Origin of the sequence: Legionella sp. (assembly GCF_047605385.1) — a bacterium.
Taxonomy (GTDB): domain Bacteria; phylum Pseudomonadota; class Gammaproteobacteria; order Legionellales; family Legionellaceae; genus Legionella.
The window spans coordinates 1-20,730 of record NZ_JASGFU010000032.1; the positions used below are offsets into that span (position 1 = coordinate 1).

Below are 20,730 nucleotides of genomic sequence, written 5' to 3' on the forward strand. Positions count from 1 at the left end.
GTACTTAGCCATGATTCTAGTTGGTGCTAGGATTATGGTTAGTGCAGCGCTGGTGGTTTCGTCACCGGCGCAGCACGCCTTAAGCATTAGTTTAGGACTCTTTACACCTAAAAGTCAACCAATGTAAAAAAGGATCCATTGCTCAAAAACACAGACTTATCTCTGGATAATGCAGATAAACCCAAGTACTTAAAACAAATAAGGACTCTTATTTAAGAATGAATTCTATTGATGCGGTCATCTCCTGGGTTAATGGTTATGATCTGAATTACCAGAAAAAATTAAGCGATTTTTGCCTTACTTTGGGAGTTGAACCCAATACTGTAGTAGAACCAACACGCATACAACAATGCAATGAAATTCATTATTGTTTGCATTCTTTATTTCGTTTTGCTCCTTGGCTTCGAACTATTTATCTCATCACTAATGAGCAAATACCGCAAGCCGTACTTGATTTACAAGGAAGCCCTCTCGCCAACAAAATCTGTGTGATTGATCAAAATGAATTACTACGTGAGCAACAGATAAGCACACCAGTTTTTAACAGTATTGCCATTGAATGGCTTATTTGGCATATTAAAGGATTATCTGAGCAATTTATTTATCTAAATGATGACTTTTTCCTGTTACGTGAGCTAACAGCAAATGATTTTTTTCGAGATAATCAACTTGTCTTACGTGGGCAGTGGAAAAAACAATCAGAGCAGAAACTCTTCTACCGATTAAAGAAATGTGCATACAAAATATTTACCAGACAAGAAATAAAAACGAGCATCGATTTGCATCGGCATTTACAAGAAAAAGGCGCACAACTTGCACGTTTTGATACCTACTTTTTCCTATTATCTCATGCCCCTTTTTCTTTAAAAAAAACCGCATTTTTAGAATACCTGGCCCTTAATCCACAAGCAATGGCTGACAACCTGCGTTATCCATTTCGGCATAAAGAGCAAGTATCCAGTATTCCATTGATCACACATCAACTAATGAATGCTCACGAAGTGGTCTATGATACCCATAAGCGCACAATCATGGTCAATGGCGCTTATCATTCATTTAAAAAAATAAAAAACCGTTTACAACAGGTGCAAACCAACAGGAATATTACCTTTTTATGTGTGCAAAGCCTTGATCAAGCCCCTCAGGAAACAAAGCAATACATCGATAAATGGCTGACCACTCATATTTTATAATCTGAACTATTAGGGGGTGCAATGGAGCTTATTCTGGATGTAACACGAGTTACACGGCGTGTGGCTAAAAATCAGACCCTGACCGGAATAGATAGAGTCACCATGGCTTATGTGCATCATTATGCCAATCAAGCTCATGCTTTAGTCCGCTGGTATGGCCATAGCTGGATATTATCACAGCAACAATCACAAAAACTATTTCAGTGGTTACTCACACCAAGCACTTGCATGATACTGCGAAAAATTATTTTAACAGGCATTTTGCAACACAAAAAGTTCAATCCAAATAAAAAAATATTCTTATTAAATACAGGGCATATCGGATCAAAGCATGCTACCTATGAACGTCTGGCTCGCCATAAAAAAGTAAAGCCTATTTTTTTTGTTCATGATTTGATTCCTATGCACTATCCAGAATATTGTAGCTCAGGAGAAGATAAACGCCATAAAGCAAAAATGGATTATCTTTTAGCATTAGGTCATGGCGTTATTACAAACTCACAAGCAACCTTAAATGACTTACACGAGTATTGCCAACAAACGGACAAAAAGCTACCGCCAGCAGTGGCTGCATTATTAGGCTCCAGTTTATGTGCACCACTTATTTCTGGGTCGCGCCCTACTCAAAACCCTTATTTTGTGATGTTAAGTACCATAGAACCACGCAAAAATCATTTGTTGTTACTCAAAATCTGGCGTCAGTTGGTACAAACCCTGGGTAAACAAACACCACAGCTTTATATTATTGGTAAACGCGGATGGGAGTGCGAAAATGTGATGGATTTGCTCGACCGCAGTAAATTCTTAGCAGATGCAGTCACGGAAGTACCCACCTGTTCTGACACAGAACTCATTACGTACCTAAGCCACGCACAAGCCTTACTTTTTCCGTCATTCACCGAAGGTTACGGTCTGCCTGTGCTTGAAGCCTTAAGTTTAGGCATTCCAGTCATTGCGAGTAATTTACCTGTTTTTCGTGAAATAGCAGCTGAGGTCCCAGAATATATTGAACCTTTAGACGAAGGGCAATGGAAGCAAACTATTCTTGAATATGCCCAATCCAATAGTCTTCGTCGTGAAGCGCAAATGATGCGAATGCAAAATATCCATTTACCAAACTGGGAACATCACTTTAATCAAGTAGATGTTTTTTTAAAACGTTTAAGTAGGTAACGTCTCTAGTGTACCTCCACAGGAGGGAGCCTATTTGATAAATCATCTTCCTGCTCTACTTTATCAGATCGATACAGCTCAAGCTGACCTTTCATTGCCTTTTGCATCTCTTTTCGTGATTCAATATTCTGTGCACTTCCTGCGCGAAACGTTGCAAGACCAGATTCCAATAAATGGCTTTTTTTGCCAGCAGAAAAGAAATAGACAACAGCACCAGCAAAAGTCTTTAACGCTCCAGCTAAAGAAGTTAGCTTAGGATAATCTATAGAGAGTTTCTCCCTTACTTTAGAAAAGCTATCTAGCTGTTCCTGAGTTTGTTCTTCAGGATGTAAAGCAATCCCCGTTGTGCGTGATGCTACTTCAAGTAACAATCGTTTACCACTCACCCCAAGCTTATGCTCTTTTTCAATCTCATCCAAGATGGTTAATCCATGCCTAATTAAGGGCAATTGCCTTGCGCGTGTATTCACATTCTCTATTGCTAACTCTAAATCCTTTTTCAATTGAACTACCCGAGTTTTTAATATTTGCTCAACACGATGATGAGGACAATTAAAATCCCGCCATTCAATTAGCCAAGCTTTTTTAGGATCGTCGTAACTCCCCAGGTATTTAATCCCCCTCACCCTTGATCCCTCTCCCCCACGCTGCGCGCGGGGGAGAGGGGAAGCCGGTGAGCTCAATTAAATACCTGGGGAGTTACAAACTGGGTATATAAGTCCCCATAGGGAAATTTAGGATTGTAATCTTCCTTAGCTTTACCTTTAAGCTCTCCTTGAGTGTTGTGTCTTTGTGGCCAGGTTGATCACCACTTTTCTTATGTCCTTTTTCTCGAAGTGTCGTTGTTTGCGGTTTAAGGAGTAAAAACTCGAACACAACGAACTCTTATATCAAGGTCTTTACTGGTGCTGGCCTGGGTGCCACTAATGAAGTCCTGATACCAGGCGGAGAATGCGGTGCGCTCAGTAGAACTCCAGTAGACATCGGCAAAGCCGCCTACTGCAATACGATTAATAAATAAGCAGTTGAGCTGGTCTCTGGCTGGTAAGAACCAATCGTTATAGCAAGCATTTCCTGCTTGGCAAGACGTGTTGCCTTGTGAATCCACTTCAAAATCATTGCATAATTGGGCTGCATAACTGCCAGCACCTAATATGCCAACAATCGTTGTGGTATTGGCGGCGCCATCGGTATCACTTTGTGCATTTGTTGTCGTACCCAAACCTCCCCATTGAATGCCTATGCTGCTAGTATTATCAGCAGTAGCTGCAATCAGATTATTTAATCCTCCATTTAAGCAAGCAATAGTGCCACCACCTGAAGGTTGCCCTACTGTTGTGGCCACATAAGTATAACCATTAGTAAGCGTTGCCCCACCTGCCGGCGTATCAATGACTACATTTACAGTGCCGGCAGCGTGAGCTGGCGTTACCGCAGTGACCGTTGTGGAGTTGACCACATTGACATTGGTTGCAGGGATTCCATCAAACGTCACAGCAGTCGCTCCGGTTAGCCCTGTTCCAATCAAAGTCACACCAGTACCTCCCGATGCAGTTCCCGAGTTTGGATTGATGGCCGTTAGAATACTTCCTGATTGAATAGCAATGGCTGCTGTCAACGCATTAGTATTGGAGCCCAGAATGGTAAAGGTCGTTTGCGGAACAACCGTGTTGCCTGGCGTATAAGTTAGCGTACAACTGCCGCCTGGTGGTACATTAGCACAGGTATTGCCTGTTTCTGTCACATTGCCAACTAATGCTCCGGTGAAATTCGATGTGATGTTCGTGGCCGCCGTTTGCGTCGACGTATTGTTAATCGTAAGTTGGCCAGTTGGACCATTTACCGTTAGTGTTAAGGGAGAACCCGTGACTGTAATGACCGAATTCGTTATCGGTGGCACCTGAACGATGTGTAAAATATTGGCGCTACTAGGACGATAACATTGATTAGGGTTTTCTTGCTGGCAAACCACTGGGCCATCAACAATCGGATTGTTTAACTGATTGCCATTTATTTGTAAAGACAGAATGCAGGAATTCTTACCTCTGAGCACAAATGGATTGCTGCAACTACCCAATCCTGTAGTGATTTGCGCGATCCCCTCAATCGGTTGCATGCTCAACGTATGCAGCCTACTGGATTGATTGGTGACTTGGTATTGTACTGTTGTTGTGCCATTAGCAGGTACAACAATGGTGGTAGGCGTCAGCGGCTCAAGCGTCCATAATGGCCCTCCCGCGTAAGCTGCTTGCAGCAGCAATCCTGAACACAGAAATACCAGCTTGCACATAAAAAAGTTTTTGTTGGTTTTTTGCATGATTTCAGTCCGTTTACTCAATCAACAAATTAATACCCATAACTTACCTAACAATGATCATTTAAGGCTTTTGCACACCGATACCTAAGGTAAAGTTGGTCTGTAAAATTGCCATTAAGCAACGTCTTAAAATCAACAGGATATTCGTAAAACTATGGGTACCGTTAAAATCCAACACCAAAGCTTTGCCCTCTAGGGCATGGGCTATAGTTTTTATCAAGAAGCAGCTTGTTTTTTACTGCCATACGACATTCTATTTCAAATCATGATACTTTATTGATGATTTAAAATCAAAAATTCCTTTCAATAGATATCCGATTTGTTTGATACCCCTACTGATTTTAATTATGCTCAATGTTCATTTTATGACTTTGAGCTCGGAACTTGTCGTTCTCGTTTAAGAGAAATTTTAGGTTGATAATCTGAGGTCTATATTCATAACAGCTTAAAATTAATGAAGAGCCGCTACGAATTATCAGCCTCATAAAGCGCACGCATTATTTTGGGCAAAGGTATCGACTTGCCTTGAGTATAATCTACCCAAACAACTTTACTTGTTCCCTGCGCCATTAACACTTCATCTTGATATAAATCATGCTCCATCAGCATGCTGGAATTTCCCACATTGCTGATTCTAGAGCGCAAAGTCACTGTTGCCGGGTAAATTACCGGTTTAAAATAAGTACAAGAAACCTGGATCACCACCGGTCCTGTCGTACCGGTCATACCAATATTCAACTCACGCAACCAATCAATACGTGCCTCCTGAAAATAATCAAAATAACGCGCATTATTTACATGGCCTAGAGCATCCATATCACCCCAAGCAATAGGAAATGTTTTTTCATGTATAATTTTTCTTTGTTCAGTCATGATAGATCCATAGGGTCGACATCTACATTCCAACGCACACTGCTGCCTATTTTATTAAGTGTTAACCACTCCCGTAATTGTGTCAAAGAAGTTTTTAACTTTTTTCGTGATGGTGACTTAATCAATAATTGCATACGATAATGGTTTGCCTTACGCGGAAGCGGAGCAGGAGCAGGGCCCATGACAACTAATGAATGATGTTGAATTTGCTCTTTGATTAAGTGCAAAAATTTTAACACCTTAGCAGCCATTGTTCCCTGAGCACGAATCATCGCTAAATAATGAAAAGGCGGTAATTGCGCTTGCAGGCGAGTCTCCAATAGGGCTTGCGCAAAAGGCTCATAACCTTGCTGAATCAACAAATTAAGCAAAGGATGCTCCGGTACATGTGTTTGAATGATCACCTGCCCTGCATATTCTGTACGACCAGCACGGCCTGAAACTTGAGTCAGCAATTGTCCTAATTGCTCCATGGCGCGGAAATCTTGATTATAAAAACCCGCATCAGCATCCAAAACAACCACTAAAGAAAGGCGTGGGAAATGATGCCCCTTAGCTAACATTTGAGTACCAACAATCAATTGGGTTTCGCCGCTATTAATTCTATCTAAATGTTCTCCTAAAGCATGTTTACTACTCACTGAATCTCGATCAATCCGTACACTTCGAACATTAGGAAAATGAGCACTTAAAAACTCATGCACACGTTGTGTACCTACTCCCACAGGAATTAATTCATTACTGGAGCAACTGCGGCATTTCTCAGGTACTCGTTGAGTCAGACCGCAATGATGGCAAATCATTTGTCCGATTTTTTTATGCAAAGTTAAATGACTGTCACAAGCTGAGCAATCGACCATCCATCCGCATTGATGACACAGCAACACTGGCGCAAAACCGCGGCGGTTAATAAACACTAATACTTGATTTTGCTTGTGCAAATGCTCGGCAATAATTTTTAAAGTCGGTTCGGCCAAACCATGATGTAAACTCTTAGCACGCAAATCAATTACCTGGTAATGCAAAGGTGTTGTATTTAATGCCTTTTGCGTGAGGCGCAATAAATGATATTTGTTTTGTTTGCTGTTATGTATGCTTTCTAAACTAGGTGTGGCTGAGCCTAAAATAATGGGAATATTAAGCAAATGTGCCCGCATTAAAGCCGTGTCACGTGCGAAATAACGCACCCCTTCCATTTGCTTTAATGATGCATCATGCTCTTCATCAATAACAATTAATCCTAAGGATGGCATTGGTGTAAAAACCGCCGCTCGCGTACCAATAACTATTTGGATTTTATTTTCCTTAGCCAATTGCCAAGCAACTTGCCGTTCAGACTCATTCAAATTGGAGTGAATCACCGCAATTGGCTGCTGAAAACGCGCTTTAAAGCGCGATAAAAGTTGTGGTGTTAAACCAATTTCTGGGACTAAAATCAAAACCTGTTTGCCTTGCTGCAACACCTTGGCTATAACCTGTAAATACACTTCTGTCTTTCCACTTCCGGTAATGCCCTGTAACAGATAGCATTGATACTGATGCAATTGCCCACTAATGGTCTCTACGGCAAGGGCTTGTTCTTCATTAAGACTCAAAGGAGAGGACAAAGGCTCTGCTGTAATTTCTGGAAATGCTATTTGTTGTGATAAAGACACAATGCCTGCAGCTAATAAACTTAACAATTGCCCAGAAGTAAAGCCTTTTCCAATCAAGGATTGTTTTGCAACCGGCTCTGAGTGCCCACTTAAAAACTCGATGAGTTGCAATTTCTTACGTGCATTTGCGGGAATAAGTTTTTGCGCATCCACTAGTGGCAGCATCAATTGATAAAAATCGCTGGTTGGTAATTGGCATTTCCCTCCCTGGCGGTATTTTTTAGGTAAAGCTAAAGGCAATACTTCAGATAAAGGCGATTGATAATAGCTGGCTATCCATCGACAAAGAATCAGTACTTCTTCAGTAAGCAAAGGCTCTTTATCAATCACCGTGCTCATTGGCTTTAAAGAAAAATGTTCTTCTCGCTGTACACTGGCGGCGCCAAGTATAATCCCCAAACGCGTCTGCGTACCAAACGGAACCCAAACTCGCGCACCAATACAAGGCTCCAACTCATCTAAAGCCTCATAGTCAAAAAAGTCGCGGTGAGAGTGGAATACACAAACCTGATAAACCCTGTTCATACAGAGCGTTGCCACTCATGACTCGCTGATTGTCCTGGTGCAGAAAACACTTTCACCACTACTTTCTCAATACGATGTCGGTCTAATTCTGCGGTATCTTTAATCAATTCATTGACAAACCAACGTGACAATTCTTCAACGGTAATATTGGTTACTGGCAATATTGTTACATCTTCTTTTAAAAAAGGAATTCTTTTATGATTAAAGGTAAAGTAATAATACTCTTCATCTTCAGCATACTCTAAAAACGGCGAAAACTCCGGCATTAAAAACGTTTGATTCAAATGACGGCATAATTTATGGATACGCTCTTTATAATAACGATAATCAAAAGTCATACCATTGTCTTCAACCCAAGTGGTTAATGCCAAATAAACTGCGTACATATGGCCATGCAAAGGCTCTCGTTGGGTCGCAGAAAAAATTGTGGTATGGCCAGCAGAAAATTTCATCGACTCTTTCTGCAATTCCACGGTGGTCAAATATTTTTTTATCTTCATAAACTCACTCGTTTATCCAGTAATTGAAAACCAGTTAAATCAATTTCCAGCTGCTTGGTTAAAGCAATCACTTTAAATAATTCACCCATTTCACTTGGCAAGGTTAATTGTTTTATCGCGTGTTTTGCCTTTAATTGTTCTACCTCATTATCCAAGGTATTTAGGCAACCTAGCAAGCCATTTGCTAGTAAAAAAGACGCTTGGTTGGTATATCCAGCCACATGAAATCCCGCTTCTTGCCCTGCCTCAGCCACATGAGTAAAATCCACATGCGCGGTAATGTCTTGCTCTCCAGGATGCACTAAGGGGTTAGAATGGCTATGGTGTTGGTAATGGCACATCAACGTCCCTTGATTGCGGTCTGGATGATAATATTCATGACGTGGAAAGCCATAGTCAATTAAGAATACCACTCCTTGTTTTAAGATGGCATAGATATTGGCAATCCAATCATCCACAAATAAATTAACTTCGGATAAGTATGGCGTTTCTTTAATCTCCAAGCGCTGATTAATATAATCCACAAGCTGTCGATTTTCACTAGGTTTAAATACCTCTTTTAATTGCTGTTGTGCATCCAGAGTAATATAGCTTTCTAAAATGCCTTCTTCAGTGCATAGAAAACGATGGATTGGCATTGCATCTAATACCTCATTAGCCAATACAACACCATTAAAAGGAGTTTGTGGCCAGCGTTCCAACCACACGACCTTATCTGCCAGTTGCGGAATTTTTTGCTTAATCAATTCATATTGACGATGTCGCAAATTGGCGCTTACTTCCAAAATATAATAAACTTCAGGCAAACACTGTAGCTCAAAAAGCTGTTCCAAAAGAGCAATACAAAGAGCACCTGAGCCTGCACCAAATTCAAGAATTACAGGAGAGTCCAAAGTGATCAACACTTGCTGGCATTGATTTGCCAGAGTTTTGCCAAATAAGGGAGTTAATTCCGGGGCAGTAATAAAATCCCCTTGCCTCCCTAATTTGGGCAAGCCTGAGCTATAATAACCTTCACCAGGTGCGTACAATACCTTCTGCATGAATTCAACAAAAGGCAGATCATATTGTTTCAGTTCTGCCTGCAATGTGTGTAATATACTCATAAAAACGAAACTTAAAAATTAAAACCAGCTTTGTTAGGAATGGGGAACATACCTTGAAACCATCAAACAAACAAGAAGCAAAGGTTGCATTAGTTACCGGTGGCGCACGCCGTATTGGTGCTGCTATTATAAAAAAATTGCATACTTCAGGATATAAGGTTGTTATTCATTGTCATCGCGCTCTAAAAGAAGGTCATGAATTAGCCATTATTTTAAATGAAAAAAAACCAGACAGTGCTTTTGTTTTACAAAGAGAATTAACTGCGCCCGATGCAGTGCAGGAAATCATAAACAGCATTAGCGATTGGACTAATCGCCTGGATTTATTAGTCAATAACGCCTCTGTATTCCTCCGCAATCACTGCAATGAGATAGCCGCGCATGATTGGGATATTCTTTTTAATACCAATGTTAAAGTCCCTTTTTTATTAAGCTTAGCGGCTCGTCCTTTGCTTGCCAAACAATCAGGTAGCATTATTAATCTCACCGATATTCACGCAGAAAAACCATTATCAGGCTATTCCATTTATTGCCAAAGTAAAGCAGCTTTGGAGATGCAAACCAAAAGTTTGGCTTGCGAATTTGCTCCCGAAGTCAGAGTTAATGCCATCGCCCCTGGAGCCATTTCCTGGCCTGAGAATGACAATAGCTTAGACCTGGAATTACAACAAAAAATTATTGAAAAAACTCCTTTAAAACAACATGGAGATCCAGAATTTATCGCTCAGGCTGTTGTCGCTTTAGCAGAAAACCCATTCATTACCGGACAAATATTAAAAGTAGATGGCGGTCGTGGTTTGTGAATGGTTAAGGTTTGAACCTTGTTGCCGCAGAAAATCCTCGATGCGGCCTAATGAATCTAATTGATTAAATTGATTTAATGTTTCTACAGCAAAGAATTTAGCAAAATAATACCGCACTAAAGATTTACTCTGTAACACTGCCTTAAATTCATTTTCTAATACAGCCAAATCGGCCAGGTGCCTCATAAAAAGAGTAATTCGTTCTGTAAAACTAACAGATAAAGGCCGCTGTCTCAGCAACTCCTGATAAAGCCAAGGCTTACCGCTTCCTGCTCGTGCAATCATATAAGCATCACAACCAGTGGCTTCTACAGCGTGTCGCAAACTGTTGATATCCGCAATATCTCCATTAGCAATCACCGGTATAGGAATCGCTTGTTTAATCTGGGCTATTTTCGCTAAATCAGTAGCGACATCATAATCATCAATCCAGCGCCGTCCATGCACAATCAAGGCATCAGCTCCTGCTTCAGCAATTTTTTGTGCCAAAATTAAATCATCCTGCGTACCTTGAATGCGAATTTTAATAGTGAGGGGAATATCAATAGCCGCACGCACTGTTTTAATAATACGAATTAATTGCTCTGGAGCTTCCAATAAAGCACTCCCCGCGCCCTTTTTTCGTATTTTAGACTTTGGACAACCACAATTAATATCAATCAGATCGGCACCATAAGCAGCTAACTGCGAAGCAGCCTGTGCTAAAATTTGTGGCTTACTACCTGAGATTTGGTAGGCTAATAGCTTTTCTTGCGGCGCACGATAGATATAACGTGAATTAATCGTATGCTTATGCACAATATCTGCAGCTGAGCTCATCTCGGTAACACAATAGGCAGGTGGGGTGTATTGATTAAATAAAGTGCGGAAAGGAGCACAGCTATAACCTGCTAAAGGACCTTGGATTAAGCGGTTGGGAATTTCAAGCGAACCTATTTGTAGTGGACTGTTAATAAAAGCGTGCATCGAATCAATTCAGGGATATAATGAGAGAGATTTTACATTATTTAAAAAGAAACCAAAATAACGAGGAATATCCTTGAATAGAGACAAACATCATTTATCACCGTTGGAACTACTCCATATTGCAACCCAACATGCCTATGCAGCTGACCATTTATTACAACAAGTCACAGCTAAAAATTTTGAACAAAAAGAAAATTTGTTTGTCTTGGCTCCAATTACTTCACTAATGTATCACGCCTTCCAGCTCACCTTAAAAGCATATTCCCTGCATGAACATCGACCTATTAAAGAATATAAAAAACTAATGGAATTAGTAGAAATCAACAACCATTTAGGGTTTTCACGCCAAGAAATAGGTTTATTAAAAACTCTCTCCAGACAACAAGCTCTTCATAAAGGTATTGATTATGAACTGTGGGAAACTCAGCAACAATTGCATGTTTTTTGTGAAGAGATTATTTCTTTGTATCAGCGATTACAAACCATAATGCCTTTAGAATTACATCCAGATTATCAATCTTAGAATATAAAATATAATGCCTAGCAGGAGCTTTCAATTAGCCCTATTACAGTTAGGTACTTGTCGTCTCCACCCGGCTGGCTACGTACCGTGCTTTATGCGCGGTACGTAGCCATTTTAAATTCGTGAGGATCCGAAACTCAGAAAAGCAAAGTAGTACCTAGACTTCAATATCATGAGCCAATAATCGTCGATTCGCACGAAAATAAGTAATCGGTGAGCACTCAAGTAAATCAGATAATTTTTCCATATAAATACATGCGAAACGATCCGCTTGATAGGCAAAATAACTTTCTTCAGCACCGGCACGAAAAACACGCTCCCATTTCGGATTAAAAAAAGTCTGTTGTTCTTTAATAAGTTTTGTTAATTGTGTATCGATTTTACTGATTTGTGCTTGTAGTTCTTGCAACTCTTTATTATGTTCCGTAGAACCTTCATCGATAAGTTGCGTATGTAAACGCACGTATTGAGATTCCAAAAGCTTTTTAATCTCCATTGCTTCGCTAATTTGCTTTTCTATAGGCAAAGCACGAACCTGTGCCGCGATTTCATCACCTAATTCATCAACCACTAAAGCAGTACGCCAATTACAGGCTTTTTTCAAACGAACAATATCGCCATAAATATGATCCCCAATATAGAGAATCTCATCTCCACGCACATGCAAATCTTCAGTAAATTTCTTGGCATTGCCACCTTGATAAATGCCCGGAACAATAGGCCCCATGAGATTACTCATCGTTCCAGTCGTAGGATTTACTGCTAAAAAACGTAAATCATCATAAAAAAAACGAGGTTTATTTGCCAGAGTAATAACATACTCAAATAAATCACTCCAAATTTCTCCTTTTTTTAAAAAAGGACTAATGGCATATTCTAAAAGCGTTTTGGTGTATGAATATTCGGAATTAGTAAGAATAAATATTTTTTTACCATGGTGAATAAAATGCTTCAAACCATCAACTAAAGCCCGTTCTTTGATGACATAAGTAGATAAGTTCTTACTAATAATGGACTTCAAACTACCATCAGAATGCACCTTATCTACACCAAACTGTACATCTTGAGCAATAGATTGGTAATTAGGCATGCCATCCTCAAGCGAATCTTTTAAATCCACCAATTGTCCATAAAGCACACAAAAGGCAATGGAAAATGAGGTATCAATCGCCATGTAATTGGGATCATTTAAATCGACATAAATACTGCGATATATTTTTTGCTGTGCTGCAAAATCAATCAACTTCGTGCCATGATAACTTTGCCTAATCGCTCCATAGCGGCTTAACTTTAAAATATTGCCATTTTTGCAATCAACAACCAGCCCTCGAATCGCATCATGATAATTAAAATTTAATTTTTTAATGCTTTCGGGATAATGCTTCACTGCGACTAATTGTTCTTTAACCAATTGATACACCAAAGATTCAAAATTCTCAGAATGATAACGAATCAAAGTATGATCCATATCCACACCAATCAGCTTGATTTTTTTCATATTGAGAATGCGATTTACAAAAACTTTGCATGTACTCATTTATTGAACCTACTTAATTTAGTCAGTAATGGCTTACCTTAAACGCGTCACCCCTTCAGGTGCTGCAACTAAAACTACATCTGCCACGCGGTGCGTAAATAAACCATTGTCCACCACTCCAGTAATTTGTTTAATACGCTGTTCCATAGCTACAGGATTTTCAAGATTTAAATTAAAAACATCTAAAATAATGTTCCCATTATCGCTGACAAATCCTTCTCGATATTCTGGATCTCCTCCTAATTGCACAATTTGTCGTGCAACCATACTACGTGCCATAGGTAATACTTCAACTGCTATCGGGAATTGACCTAGATGAGTAACAACTTTGGATTGATCAACAATGCAAATAAATTGCTTCGCCACTTGCGCCACGATTTTTTCACCAGTATGAGCGCCACCTCCACCTTTAATCATATACCCCTGAGCGGTTACCTCATCGGCGCCATCAATATAAACAGGTAGATCTTGTACTGTATTTAAATCAACTACAGGGATACCTTCTGCGCGTAATAAAGCCTCTGTAACTTTGGAGCTGGAAACACAAGCATCAATTTTATGCTTGATCTTAGCTAACTCTTTAATAAAAAAATTAACAGTAGAACCAGTACCTACACCAACAATGGTCTCGGATTCAATAAAATTCAAAGCGGCTTGAGCCGCTTTAATCTTTAACTCATTCATAAGTTCGCATTCCCTCTTCGCTGTCTTAGTACTTCATACAAAGAAACGCCAGTAGCCACAGATACATTAAGGCTGCTCACACTGCCGCACATGGGTAATGAAAATAAACCATCACAATGCTCACGGGTTAAACGACGTAATCCGTCTCCCTCAGCTCCCATGACAAGAGCGACAGAACCTTTACAATCCGTTTGATATAAAGTGCATTGAGCTTCACCTGCAGCTCCATAAATCCATACCCCTTCTTTTTTTAATAGCTCCATGCTGCGCACCAAATTTGTTACTCGCACTAGCGGCACAGATTCAGCAGCACCGCAGGCTACTTTACTGACCGCTGGAGTAATACTGGCATTTTTATCTTTAGGAATAATGACAAAATCAACCCCAGTTGCATCGGCACTACGTAAACAGGCACCCAAATTATGAGGATCCGTTATGCCATCAAGAATCAGAATTAAACAAGGCTTTTTGCTGGATTGAAGCAAGGCTAATAAATGCGTCTCATTATAATCAGGTAATGCAGAAGCAATGGCAACAATACCCTGATGGGTAAATTCAGCAAAACGCTGATTCATCTGTTGATTGCTTAGCTTTTCAATCTGAATCTGAGTTTGATTTGCTTTGTCGATTAACTCTTGAACACGTTTATCCACACGTCCTTCGATAATAAAAAGCTTTTTTGTCACACGATGAGGATTCGCAAGCAGCGCAGAAACTGCGTGCACCCCATACACAAAATGCTCATTCATAGCTTACTGTATCCTCTATTACAGGCTCGAAATCTATCTTGCGTTCATCCAAGTCTACATGGGCGACTAAAACTACCATCTTATCCCCCAACCGATAAACCTGACCACTACGAGCGCCTATAAGTCGATGTTTGACTGAATCAAAAGTGTAATAATCATTTTTCAATGAGGTCACATGCACTAAACCTTCAACATAAATGTCATCAAGTTGCACAAAAATCCCAAAACTGGTTACTGCAGAAATTCGCCCATTAAATACCTGGCCCAATTTATCTTGCATGTACTCACATTTGAGCCAAGTCACTACTTCACGAGTCGCTTCATCGGCACGACGCTCGGTCATTGAAGAATGCTTCCCTAAACGATTCATGTCTTCATGGGTATAACTAAATTCATATACTGGCTGATTATCCAGCAAATGACCTACGGCGCGATGAATTAATAAATCAGGATAACGACGAATTGGCGAAGTAAAATGCGTGTACGCGGAATAAGCTAATCCAAAATGTCCTTCATTAGCTTCAACATAATGTGCTTGCTTTAAAGAGCGCAACATCACCGTCTCGATTAACTGCTTATCAGGGCGACTTTCAATAGCATTCATCGTGCGCTGAAAATCTTTAGGTCCAGGCTTACGGCCGCCACCTAATTGTAACCCCAACTCACCAAGAAATTGCCGCAGCGCAGTAATCTTATCTTCTTCTGGTGCCGCATGCACACGATATAACGTGGGAATTTCTGCCTTTTCTAAAAAGCGAGCCGTGGCTACATTTGCAGCCAACATACACTCTTCAATGAGTTTATGTGCATCATTACGAATCACCGGTACAATACATTTAATTTTCTTATTCTCATCAAATTCAATACGCGTTTCGGTCGTTTCAAAATCCATAGCGCCACGTGTTTTTCGTGTAACAAGCAATACATGATACAAATCATATAAAGATTTTAAGGGCTGCCATAAATGGATATGCTTCTCATCGCAAGCACCTTGCTCAAGCCAATGAGCGACTTGGGTATAAACCAAACGTGCATGCGAATGAATCACCGCACGATAAAAACGTGAACGAGTAATTTTACCCTCTTTGCTGATGGCCATTTCTGCCACCATACATAAACGATCTACATTTGGATTTAATGAGCATAAACCATTCGACAAGGCTTCAGGTAACATAGGCACTACCTTGCCTGGAAAATAGACAGAGTTACCGCGACGAGACGCTTCTTTATCTAAAGCAGAATTCTGTTGTACATAATTACTCACATCCGCAATAGCAACATACAGCTGAAACCCTCCTTTAGGTTTTTCATAACAATACACTGCATCATCAAAATCTTTGGCATCTTCACCATCAATCGTGACAAAAGGCAAATGACGTAAATCCGTACGACTTTGAAGTTGTTCTTCAGTGACTTTCTGAGGAATTTTTGCCACTTCTGCATTTACATCATCAGGCCACTCAAAAGGAATTCCATGAGCATGAATGGCCACCTGAATTTCCATGCCCGGAGCCATATGCTCGCCTAACACATGAATAACACGACCTATTGCTTGTGTACGTTTACTGGGAAAACCAATTAACTCCACTAAAACAATCTGGCCATTTCTAGCACCATCCATCAATTCTTGTGGAATAGAAATATCTTGTGTTAAATGTTTGCTATCTGGCCGCACAAAAGAAACACCGTGATCAGTAAAAAACCGTCCCACTACGGTAGCATTGGCGTGTTCAAGTACTTCATGAATTTTTGCTTCAGGTCGACCACGACGGTCTACACCGACCTGATAAGCCAATACCACATCGCCATGCATTGCCGCACGCATTTCTTTGGCAGATAAAAACATGTCTTCAGAACCATCATCTGGTATAAAAAAACCAAATCCGTCAGAATGTCCTTGTACTGTACCACGTGCTAAATTGATTTTTTGCAATAAGCAAAAACGTCCACGTCGGTCTTGCATAATTTGCCCATCACGCAACATAGCTTTAAGACGGAACCCCATAGCTACTTGCTTACGTTCATCTAAGTGCAATTTATCAAGCAAATGATTACGCGACATTGGCTTCCCATATTCATTAAGAATATCCATAATGAATTCACGACTGGGGATAGGATCAGCGTACTTTTCACTTTCCCGTTCATAATAGGGATCTTTTGACTTTTTACTCACCGTTCACCACATATTTTATTGTCATAATAAACTTAAACATAATTTGTTCTGTTCTACCATTTATCTAGAGAAGTAGCAATGAGCATCTGAGCAATTATCCGTCCAAACAGTAATTATTGAGGAAGCATATATCCTCGTGCACCTACCGCAGCAGTTAAGGCAGATAAAGTCATATTTTCTGCAGCCCAAAAAGTGCCTTGTGCATTTTCAGGAAACTTCACTTTACTCCAAGTGCACACCGCAATTGCACCTTCGCAAGGAACTTGTTGTTCATGCCCTGGTCTAGATTCAATGCAATTTAATTCAAAAGGACCTTTGTCTACAGATAAAGCAGCCCAATTCTCGCTCTCTAAACGACTAGTCCAACCGGCACTAGCGCCAGGATTGCTAACCGGATGGGTTACCCATAAATCAACCGAAGTTAAATTATGAATAAATACTAAACTCTTTTTTTTACCTTCAATAGTTACTTTATCTCCTTGCACTTTAACCGCCTGACAACCTGCAGGTAAAGTTGATTCTACGGCAAAAACCGATGTAGACAAGAGTAAAGCGCCTAAAGCTACAATAAAATTCATATCCATCTCTCCTGCATTGAAATAAAAAATTATATAATTACCAAGTATTGCTTACCAGCATTAGTTGCTACAATCCCACCACCTTTTGCTAAAAAATTAATCACCAGCAATGATATCTTAACGGGCGGTTTGACAACCCAATATTAAACATCCTACAGTTTTAATTATATCCATGAGGGCTCACCTAGCATGAAGCTTATTTTTTTGTTGCCTTGTTGTTCGTAAATATTTTAGCACACGCAAATACACTGAAAATTGACGTGACCAGTTTTGCTCCTCCTTTTTTTCAGCTATCGGCAATAGCGGACATTATTTTGGTTTTTGCATTGATTTAATGGCTGAACTCTGTATGCGAATTGGTGACATGATGGTTCTTATCTTATCATCTACAAACGCTACTTTGATGCATAAACTACCAACTCTTTGCGAAATTCGTGGATCTGGGTACTTTTTTTAGAGTACACTGCTTAAAAGTTTAATTTAATAGGATCAAAGATGCCAGAGACTATTCAAATCTCTGCAATTACTCAATTGCATAAGCAGTGTATTATCCAATGGAAATCTTCTGGAATAGCATATTGTCATCACGATTTTTATCGCTTGATTGAGGAAAATCATGCCTTTAATTTCCAATTATGGCATGCAGAAGATAAGGCACGTCGCGATGATATGGGACATGAATTCGTTTATCACGCCAAAAGAGAAATTGACCAGCACAATCAAGCACGTAATAACCGCATGGAAGCAATGGATGCATGGCTATATAACGAGTTACAACCTGCAGCTCACATGCAATGCCCAGTCAACTCGGAATCACCTGGAATGATCATCGACCGGCTCTCTATTCTATCGCTAAAATCTTACCATATGACATTGCAAACAGAACGCCAGGATGTAGATGAAACGCATAGACAAAACTGCTGCGCCAAATTAGCGGTAATTCACCAACAATTAGAACAATTATCTGCTTGTTTGCAACAATTATTGCTTGAAATAAGAGAGAAGAAACGTACTTTTAGAATATATCATCAATTTAAGATGTATAATGATCCTACACTAAACCCTGAATTGTACGGTGGTAGTCATCGTTAACATTTTGTTGTAGGGGAAATGAAGGTTCTGATGCGCGGAGATTTGATGGCACTTTACTAAACAATCCGAATCCGAAGAGATTAAGAAGTGAAGAGGATCTCGGAAGGGAACCATGCAACGATTTATTCTTTGATCGGCTTGATTCCCAACACACCCAGGTTTCTCCCTCTCTTGCTTTTAGCTCAGTTTTAGGAGGCTCTTCTTGTTTAAAAACAGCTGGCTTAACAACTTCTGACTTAGCTGATATAAGCTTAGAATCAGGGTTAACTACTGCAGTTTCAATTACTGCATCTTTTACTGGTTTTAATTCTTTTGCTAGAGCGCGTGCAGTTAATATAAATGAGAAAACCGAAGCACAAAAAATAGTTAACATTAGCATGAACGAAACATCATGTTCATGAGTTTGTTGGTTCCTATCTTGCAATCGAACTCCAATAAATAGTGCAAAATTATTGCCTTTGGATATCCCTGAAAAGAATGAACGTAATACTTCCAGCCATTTAGGAAAAGAATAAGTTGGTGACGGCTTAGGATTTTTACCATTCTCTAAAGCATCATAAAATACATTGTTACTTAGGAGCCGAATATTTATATTTTTTTCGATCTCATCTTTCATTACCACTAAATGATAAAATGACTCGTCTGCCTCTTTGGGTTGATTTTTTAAATGTTGGTAATGATTATACATCATGCAGGCGCTCACCCCAATGATAAATGCAAGTCCTGAACTAATACATGCCATGAGAAATATTGGAGGAAATGCTGTAGTGGAAATGGAACATACCGCAGTAACCATAAATAAGAAACCAGCTAAAACTCCATAAGTAAACAAACCTTGTCTAAGACCATATAAGGCTGCGGTTAAATAGGTATCTGTCGTTTGGTATTTTAATTCTTTGCGTAATTCTTCAAAACGTCTCATTAAAGAAACAATGTTATTGCGCCTACTCAGAACTCGTTGCTTTTCATCGGCCGTCAAACTCTCTTTTCTCTTCTCCAAATACAACAAATCGACATAAGTAATTTCTAACTTCTTTGCCACCAGCACAAGCTCACATTTAGTTTGCAAGATCGTAAGCTTCAATTGATTATCATACTCTTCGTAGAGTCGCGAAATGACACACACCAGTGTGTAAATACCACTGACTACAGACATGGTAAGAAAAGCTTGGGGCGTTAATACTGCCAGAGTAACCAGACCACCATAAAGATAAATACCGTCAATGAAACCACCCAAACCCTTGGCCAAGAAAGCATGGATGCGAGCTTCATCGCTCATGCCCCATATTTCTTGCTGCTTTTCACGCTTTTCTTTGAGCTTTGCCTCAAGCTTTGCTTCAAGCTTTTCTAAAGTATTAAGGGAGCGTATGGCAAGAATTTCAGCTAAAAATTTTTCATTTTCAGATTGCATCTTTTTACGCACATCATCAAAATAGCGAATATAAATTCGATTTGCTGTGGCTAATACACCAATAATAAGACCTAAAGGAATAATTAAGGAACGAGCATCAATGCCCGTGAGCGTATCAAAAATCAGTATTGCCGCTTTCCAAGCTTTGTAAGCATTTTTCATCCCTTTCATCAGATCACGAAAATAAGGCCAAGCTCCAATAATGAATTTCTTCACTGGATCATTTTTAGCTGAATTATCACTCTCCAAACGGCATGCCAAAAAAGAAAAAGTAACCAGAAAAAAAATTTCTGAAATTACAATGGCAGTACCTTGTGGTGAAATTAAAAAGTCGCGGAATGTGTTGGCATTATTATAGGCTGGAAAGAAGACTTCAATGGCGTACTTAAGCATGCTGCAAGAACAGCTTAAAGAGTCAACAAGATTGAACCATTCGTAAATTGTTCTATTTTTGTCGAGTTGCTCTGCCTGGAGACGGCCTTGTGCTTCAATTCGCCTGGCAATTGCCAGGATGAATACAAGTTCTCTATGGTTTAACGGTGAACCTTCTTCACTCTGAGGAGACATGCCTGCACGCAAGAGCCTTAAGTTAAGATGGAGGAATTATATTATTTCTTATGTTCAGTGTCAATTATAAATTCATCCTGAATCAAAAAAATACAATGTTTATGCCCATCGTTCATGATATCACAAGTCAGCAGGGACAAAAAATATTTCTATAAACTCATTTCCAGGTTGTGACTTAAGCAGTTAAACCTGCTACGATACTGCTCCAAGACATTGAAACACCTGTACCTTTACCGGTATATACAACTCAGGAAAGAGGATTAAATGAGATCGAAAATTGCTCTCTTTACTTTTATGTCACTAAT

The 20,730-nt window shown here is 39.7% G+C and carries 18 protein-coding genes; 5 read left to right on the top strand and 13 right to left on the bottom strand.

The annotated features are described in order from the left end of the window. Window positions 1-218: 218 nt before the first annotated feature. Window positions 219-1,193, top strand: coding sequence for a hypothetical protein (locus QM652_RS08690; RefSeq protein ID WP_415074857.1), 975 nt, complete (start codon window positions 219-221; stop codon window positions 1,191-1,193). A 21-nt stretch (window positions 1,194-1,214) separates the two neighbouring features. Beyond that, window positions 1,215-2,366, top strand: a complete 1,152-nt coding sequence (locus QM652_RS08695; protein WP_415074859.1) for a glycosyltransferase family 4 protein — start codon at window positions 1,215-1,217, stop codon at window positions 2,364-2,366. Between the two features lie 5 nt (window positions 2,367-2,371). On the opposite strand, the gene QM652_RS08700 is transcribed toward QM652_RS08695, so the two are convergent. The 6 genes from QM652_RS08700 to QM652_RS08725 all read right to left on the bottom strand — a co-directional run bounded on the left by QM652_RS08700 (window position 2,372) and on the right by QM652_RS08725 (window position 9,342). Next, window positions 2,372-2,992 carry a hypothetical protein gene (locus tag QM652_RS08700; protein ID WP_415074861.1) on the bottom strand — a complete coding sequence of 207 codons (621 nt, stop codon included), beginning with the start codon at window positions 2,990-2,992 and terminating at the stop codon, window positions 2,372-2,374. 227 nt (window positions 2,993-3,219) lie between these two features. Next, window positions 3,220-4,683: an IPT/TIG domain-containing protein gene (locus QM652_RS08705; RefSeq protein ID WP_415074863.1), complete on the bottom strand. Its 1,464-nt coding sequence runs from the start codon at window positions 4,681-4,683 to the stop codon at window positions 3,220-3,222. A 465-nt stretch (window positions 4,684-5,148) separates the two neighbouring features. After that, complete coding sequence (locus tag QM652_RS08710) at window positions 5,149-5,556, bottom strand: acyl-CoA thioesterase (RefSeq protein WP_415074865.1); 408 nt, start codon at window positions 5,554-5,556, stop codon at window positions 5,149-5,151. After that, window positions 5,553-7,736 carry a primosomal protein N' gene (locus QM652_RS08715; protein ID WP_415074867.1) on the bottom strand — a complete coding sequence of 728 codons (2,184 nt, stop codon included), beginning with the start codon at window positions 7,734-7,736 and terminating at the stop codon, window positions 5,553-5,555. The genes QM652_RS08710 and QM652_RS08715 overlap by 4 nt, the downstream gene beginning before the upstream one ends. Continuing rightward, window positions 7,733-8,236 carry a 6-pyruvoyl trahydropterin synthase family protein gene (locus QM652_RS08720; RefSeq protein ID WP_415074869.1) on the bottom strand — a complete coding sequence of 168 codons (504 nt, stop codon included), beginning with the start codon at window positions 8,234-8,236 and terminating at the stop codon, window positions 7,733-7,735. The genes QM652_RS08715 and QM652_RS08720 overlap by 4 nt, the downstream gene beginning before the upstream one ends. Further along, window positions 8,233-9,342: a class I SAM-dependent methyltransferase gene (locus QM652_RS08725; protein WP_415074871.1), complete on the bottom strand. Its 1,110-nt coding sequence runs from the start codon at window positions 9,340-9,342 to the stop codon at window positions 8,233-8,235. The genes QM652_RS08720 and QM652_RS08725 overlap by 4 nt, the downstream gene beginning before the upstream one ends. A gap of 53 nt (window positions 9,343-9,395) precedes the next feature. Between QM652_RS08725 and QM652_RS08730 the strand changes: the two genes are divergently transcribed. Continuing rightward, window positions 9,396-10,145 (top strand): pteridine reductase, encoded by a 750-nt coding sequence (locus QM652_RS08730; protein WP_415074873.1) that lies wholly within the window; start codon window positions 9,396-9,398, stop codon window positions 10,143-10,145. Here QM652_RS08730 and QM652_RS08735 read toward each other — a convergent pair. Next, window positions 10,116-11,111 carry a tRNA dihydrouridine synthase gene (locus tag QM652_RS08735; RefSeq protein ID WP_415074875.1) on the bottom strand — a complete coding sequence of 332 codons (996 nt, stop codon included), beginning with the start codon at window positions 11,109-11,111 and terminating at the stop codon, window positions 10,116-10,118. The genes QM652_RS08730 and QM652_RS08735 overlap by 30 nt on opposite strands. 73 nt (window positions 11,112-11,184) lie before the next feature. On the opposite strand from QM652_RS08735, the gene QM652_RS08740 reads away from it, so the two are divergent. Beyond that, complete coding sequence (locus tag QM652_RS08740) at window positions 11,185-11,634, top strand: hypothetical protein (RefSeq protein ID WP_415074877.1); 450 nt, start codon at window positions 11,185-11,187, stop codon at window positions 11,632-11,634. Between the two features lie 157 nt (window positions 11,635-11,791). On the opposite strand, the gene QM652_RS08745 is transcribed toward QM652_RS08740, so the two are convergent. From QM652_RS08745 to QM652_RS08765, 5 genes are all read right to left on the bottom strand, one after another. Next, a complete protein-coding gene (locus QM652_RS08745; protein ID WP_415074879.1) occupies window positions 11,792-13,171 on the bottom strand; it encodes an HAD-IG family 5'-nucleotidase in 1,380 nt (459 codons plus the stop codon). 33 nt (window positions 13,172-13,204) lie between these two features. Next, window positions 13,205-13,855 carry a ribose-5-phosphate isomerase RpiA gene (gene rpiA / locus QM652_RS08750; RefSeq protein WP_415074881.1) on the bottom strand — a complete coding sequence of 217 codons (651 nt, stop codon included), beginning with the start codon at window positions 13,853-13,855 and terminating at the stop codon, window positions 13,205-13,207. Then, complete coding sequence (gene rlmB / locus QM652_RS08755; protein ID WP_415074883.1) at window positions 13,852-14,604, bottom strand: 23S rRNA (guanosine(2251)-2'-O)-methyltransferase RlmB; 753 nt, start codon at window positions 14,602-14,604, stop codon at window positions 13,852-13,854. The genes rpiA and rlmB overlap by 4 nt, the downstream gene beginning before the upstream one ends. Continuing rightward, the gene (gene rnr, locus QM652_RS08760) at window positions 14,597-16,777 is read right to left on the bottom strand and encodes a ribonuclease R (protein WP_415074885.1); all 2,181 of its coding nucleotides are present in this window, start codon (window positions 16,775-16,777) and stop codon (window positions 14,597-14,599) included. Before rnr ends, rlmB begins: the two co-directional genes overlap by 8 nt. Window positions 16,778-16,890: 113 nt before the next feature. Next, a complete protein-coding gene (locus QM652_RS08765; protein ID WP_415074887.1) occupies window positions 16,891-17,355 on the bottom strand; it encodes a hypothetical protein in 465 nt (154 codons plus the stop codon). A gap of 495 nt (window positions 17,356-17,850) precedes the next feature. Between QM652_RS08765 and QM652_RS08770 the strand changes: the two genes are divergently transcribed. Then, window positions 17,851-18,447 carry a DUF4254 domain-containing protein gene (locus QM652_RS08770; RefSeq protein WP_415074888.1) on the top strand — a complete coding sequence of 199 codons (597 nt, stop codon included), beginning with the start codon at window positions 17,851-17,853 and terminating at the stop codon, window positions 18,445-18,447. Here the strand turns inward: QM652_RS08770 and QM652_RS08775 are convergent. Continuing rightward, on the bottom strand, window positions 18,407-20,425 hold the full coding sequence (locus tag QM652_RS08775; RefSeq protein WP_415074890.1) for a hypothetical protein: 2,019 nt from the start codon (window positions 20,423-20,425) through the stop codon (window positions 18,407-18,409). The two genes, QM652_RS08770 and QM652_RS08775, sit on opposite strands and share 41 nt — an antisense overlap. Between the last annotated feature and the right edge of the window lie 305 nt (window positions 20,426-20,730).

Bases quoted from the DNA above. Each gene is read 5' to 3' on its own strand.
- QM652_RS08765 (WP_415074887.1), bottom strand. From the start codon at position 17,355: ATGAATTTTATTGTAGCTTTAGGCGCTTTACTCTTGTCTACATCGGTT.
- QM652_RS08705 (WP_415074863.1), bottom strand. From the start codon at position 4,683: ATGCAAAAAACCAACAAAAACTTTTTTATGTGCAAGCTGGTATTTCTG.
- QM652_RS08715 (WP_415074867.1), bottom strand. From the start codon at position 7,736: ATGAACAGGGTTTATCAGGTTTGTGTATTCCACTCTCACCGCGACTTT.
- QM652_RS08695 (WP_415074859.1), top strand. From the start codon at position 1,215: ATGGAGCTTATTCTGGATGTAACACGAGTTACACGGCGTGTGGCTAAA.
- QM652_RS08690 (WP_415074857.1), top strand. From the start codon at position 219: ATGAATTCTATTGATGCGGTCATCTCCTGGGTTAATGGTTATGATCTG.
- rpiA (WP_415074881.1), bottom strand. From the start codon at position 13,855: ATGAATGAGTTAAAGATTAAAGCGGCTCAAGCCGCTTTGAATTTTATT.
- QM652_RS08775 (WP_415074890.1), bottom strand. From the start codon at position 20,425: ATGTCTCCTCAGAGTGAAGAAGGTTCACCGTTAAACCATAGAGAACTT.
- QM652_RS08725 (WP_415074871.1), bottom strand. From the start codon at position 9,342: ATGAGTATATTACACACATTGCAGGCAGAACTGAAACAATATGATCTG.
- QM652_RS08720 (WP_415074869.1), bottom strand. From the start codon at position 8,236: ATGAAGATAAAAAAATATTTGACCACCGTGGAATTGCAGAAAGAGTCG.
- QM652_RS08770 (WP_415074888.1), top strand. From the start codon at position 17,851: ATGCCAGAGACTATTCAAATCTCTGCAATTACTCAATTGCATAAGCAG.
- QM652_RS08735 (WP_415074875.1), bottom strand. From the start codon at position 11,111: ATGCACGCTTTTATTAACAGTCCACTACAAATAGGTTCGCTTGAAATT.
- QM652_RS08710 (WP_415074865.1), bottom strand. From the start codon at position 5,556: ATGACTGAACAAAGAAAAATTATACATGAAAAAACATTTCCTATTGCT.
- rlmB (WP_415074883.1), bottom strand. From the start codon at position 14,604: ATGAATGAGCATTTTGTGTATGGGGTGCACGCAGTTTCTGCGCTGCTT.
- QM652_RS08745 (WP_415074879.1), bottom strand. From the start codon at position 13,171: ATGAGTACATGCAAAGTTTTTGTAAATCGCATTCTCAATATGAAAAAA.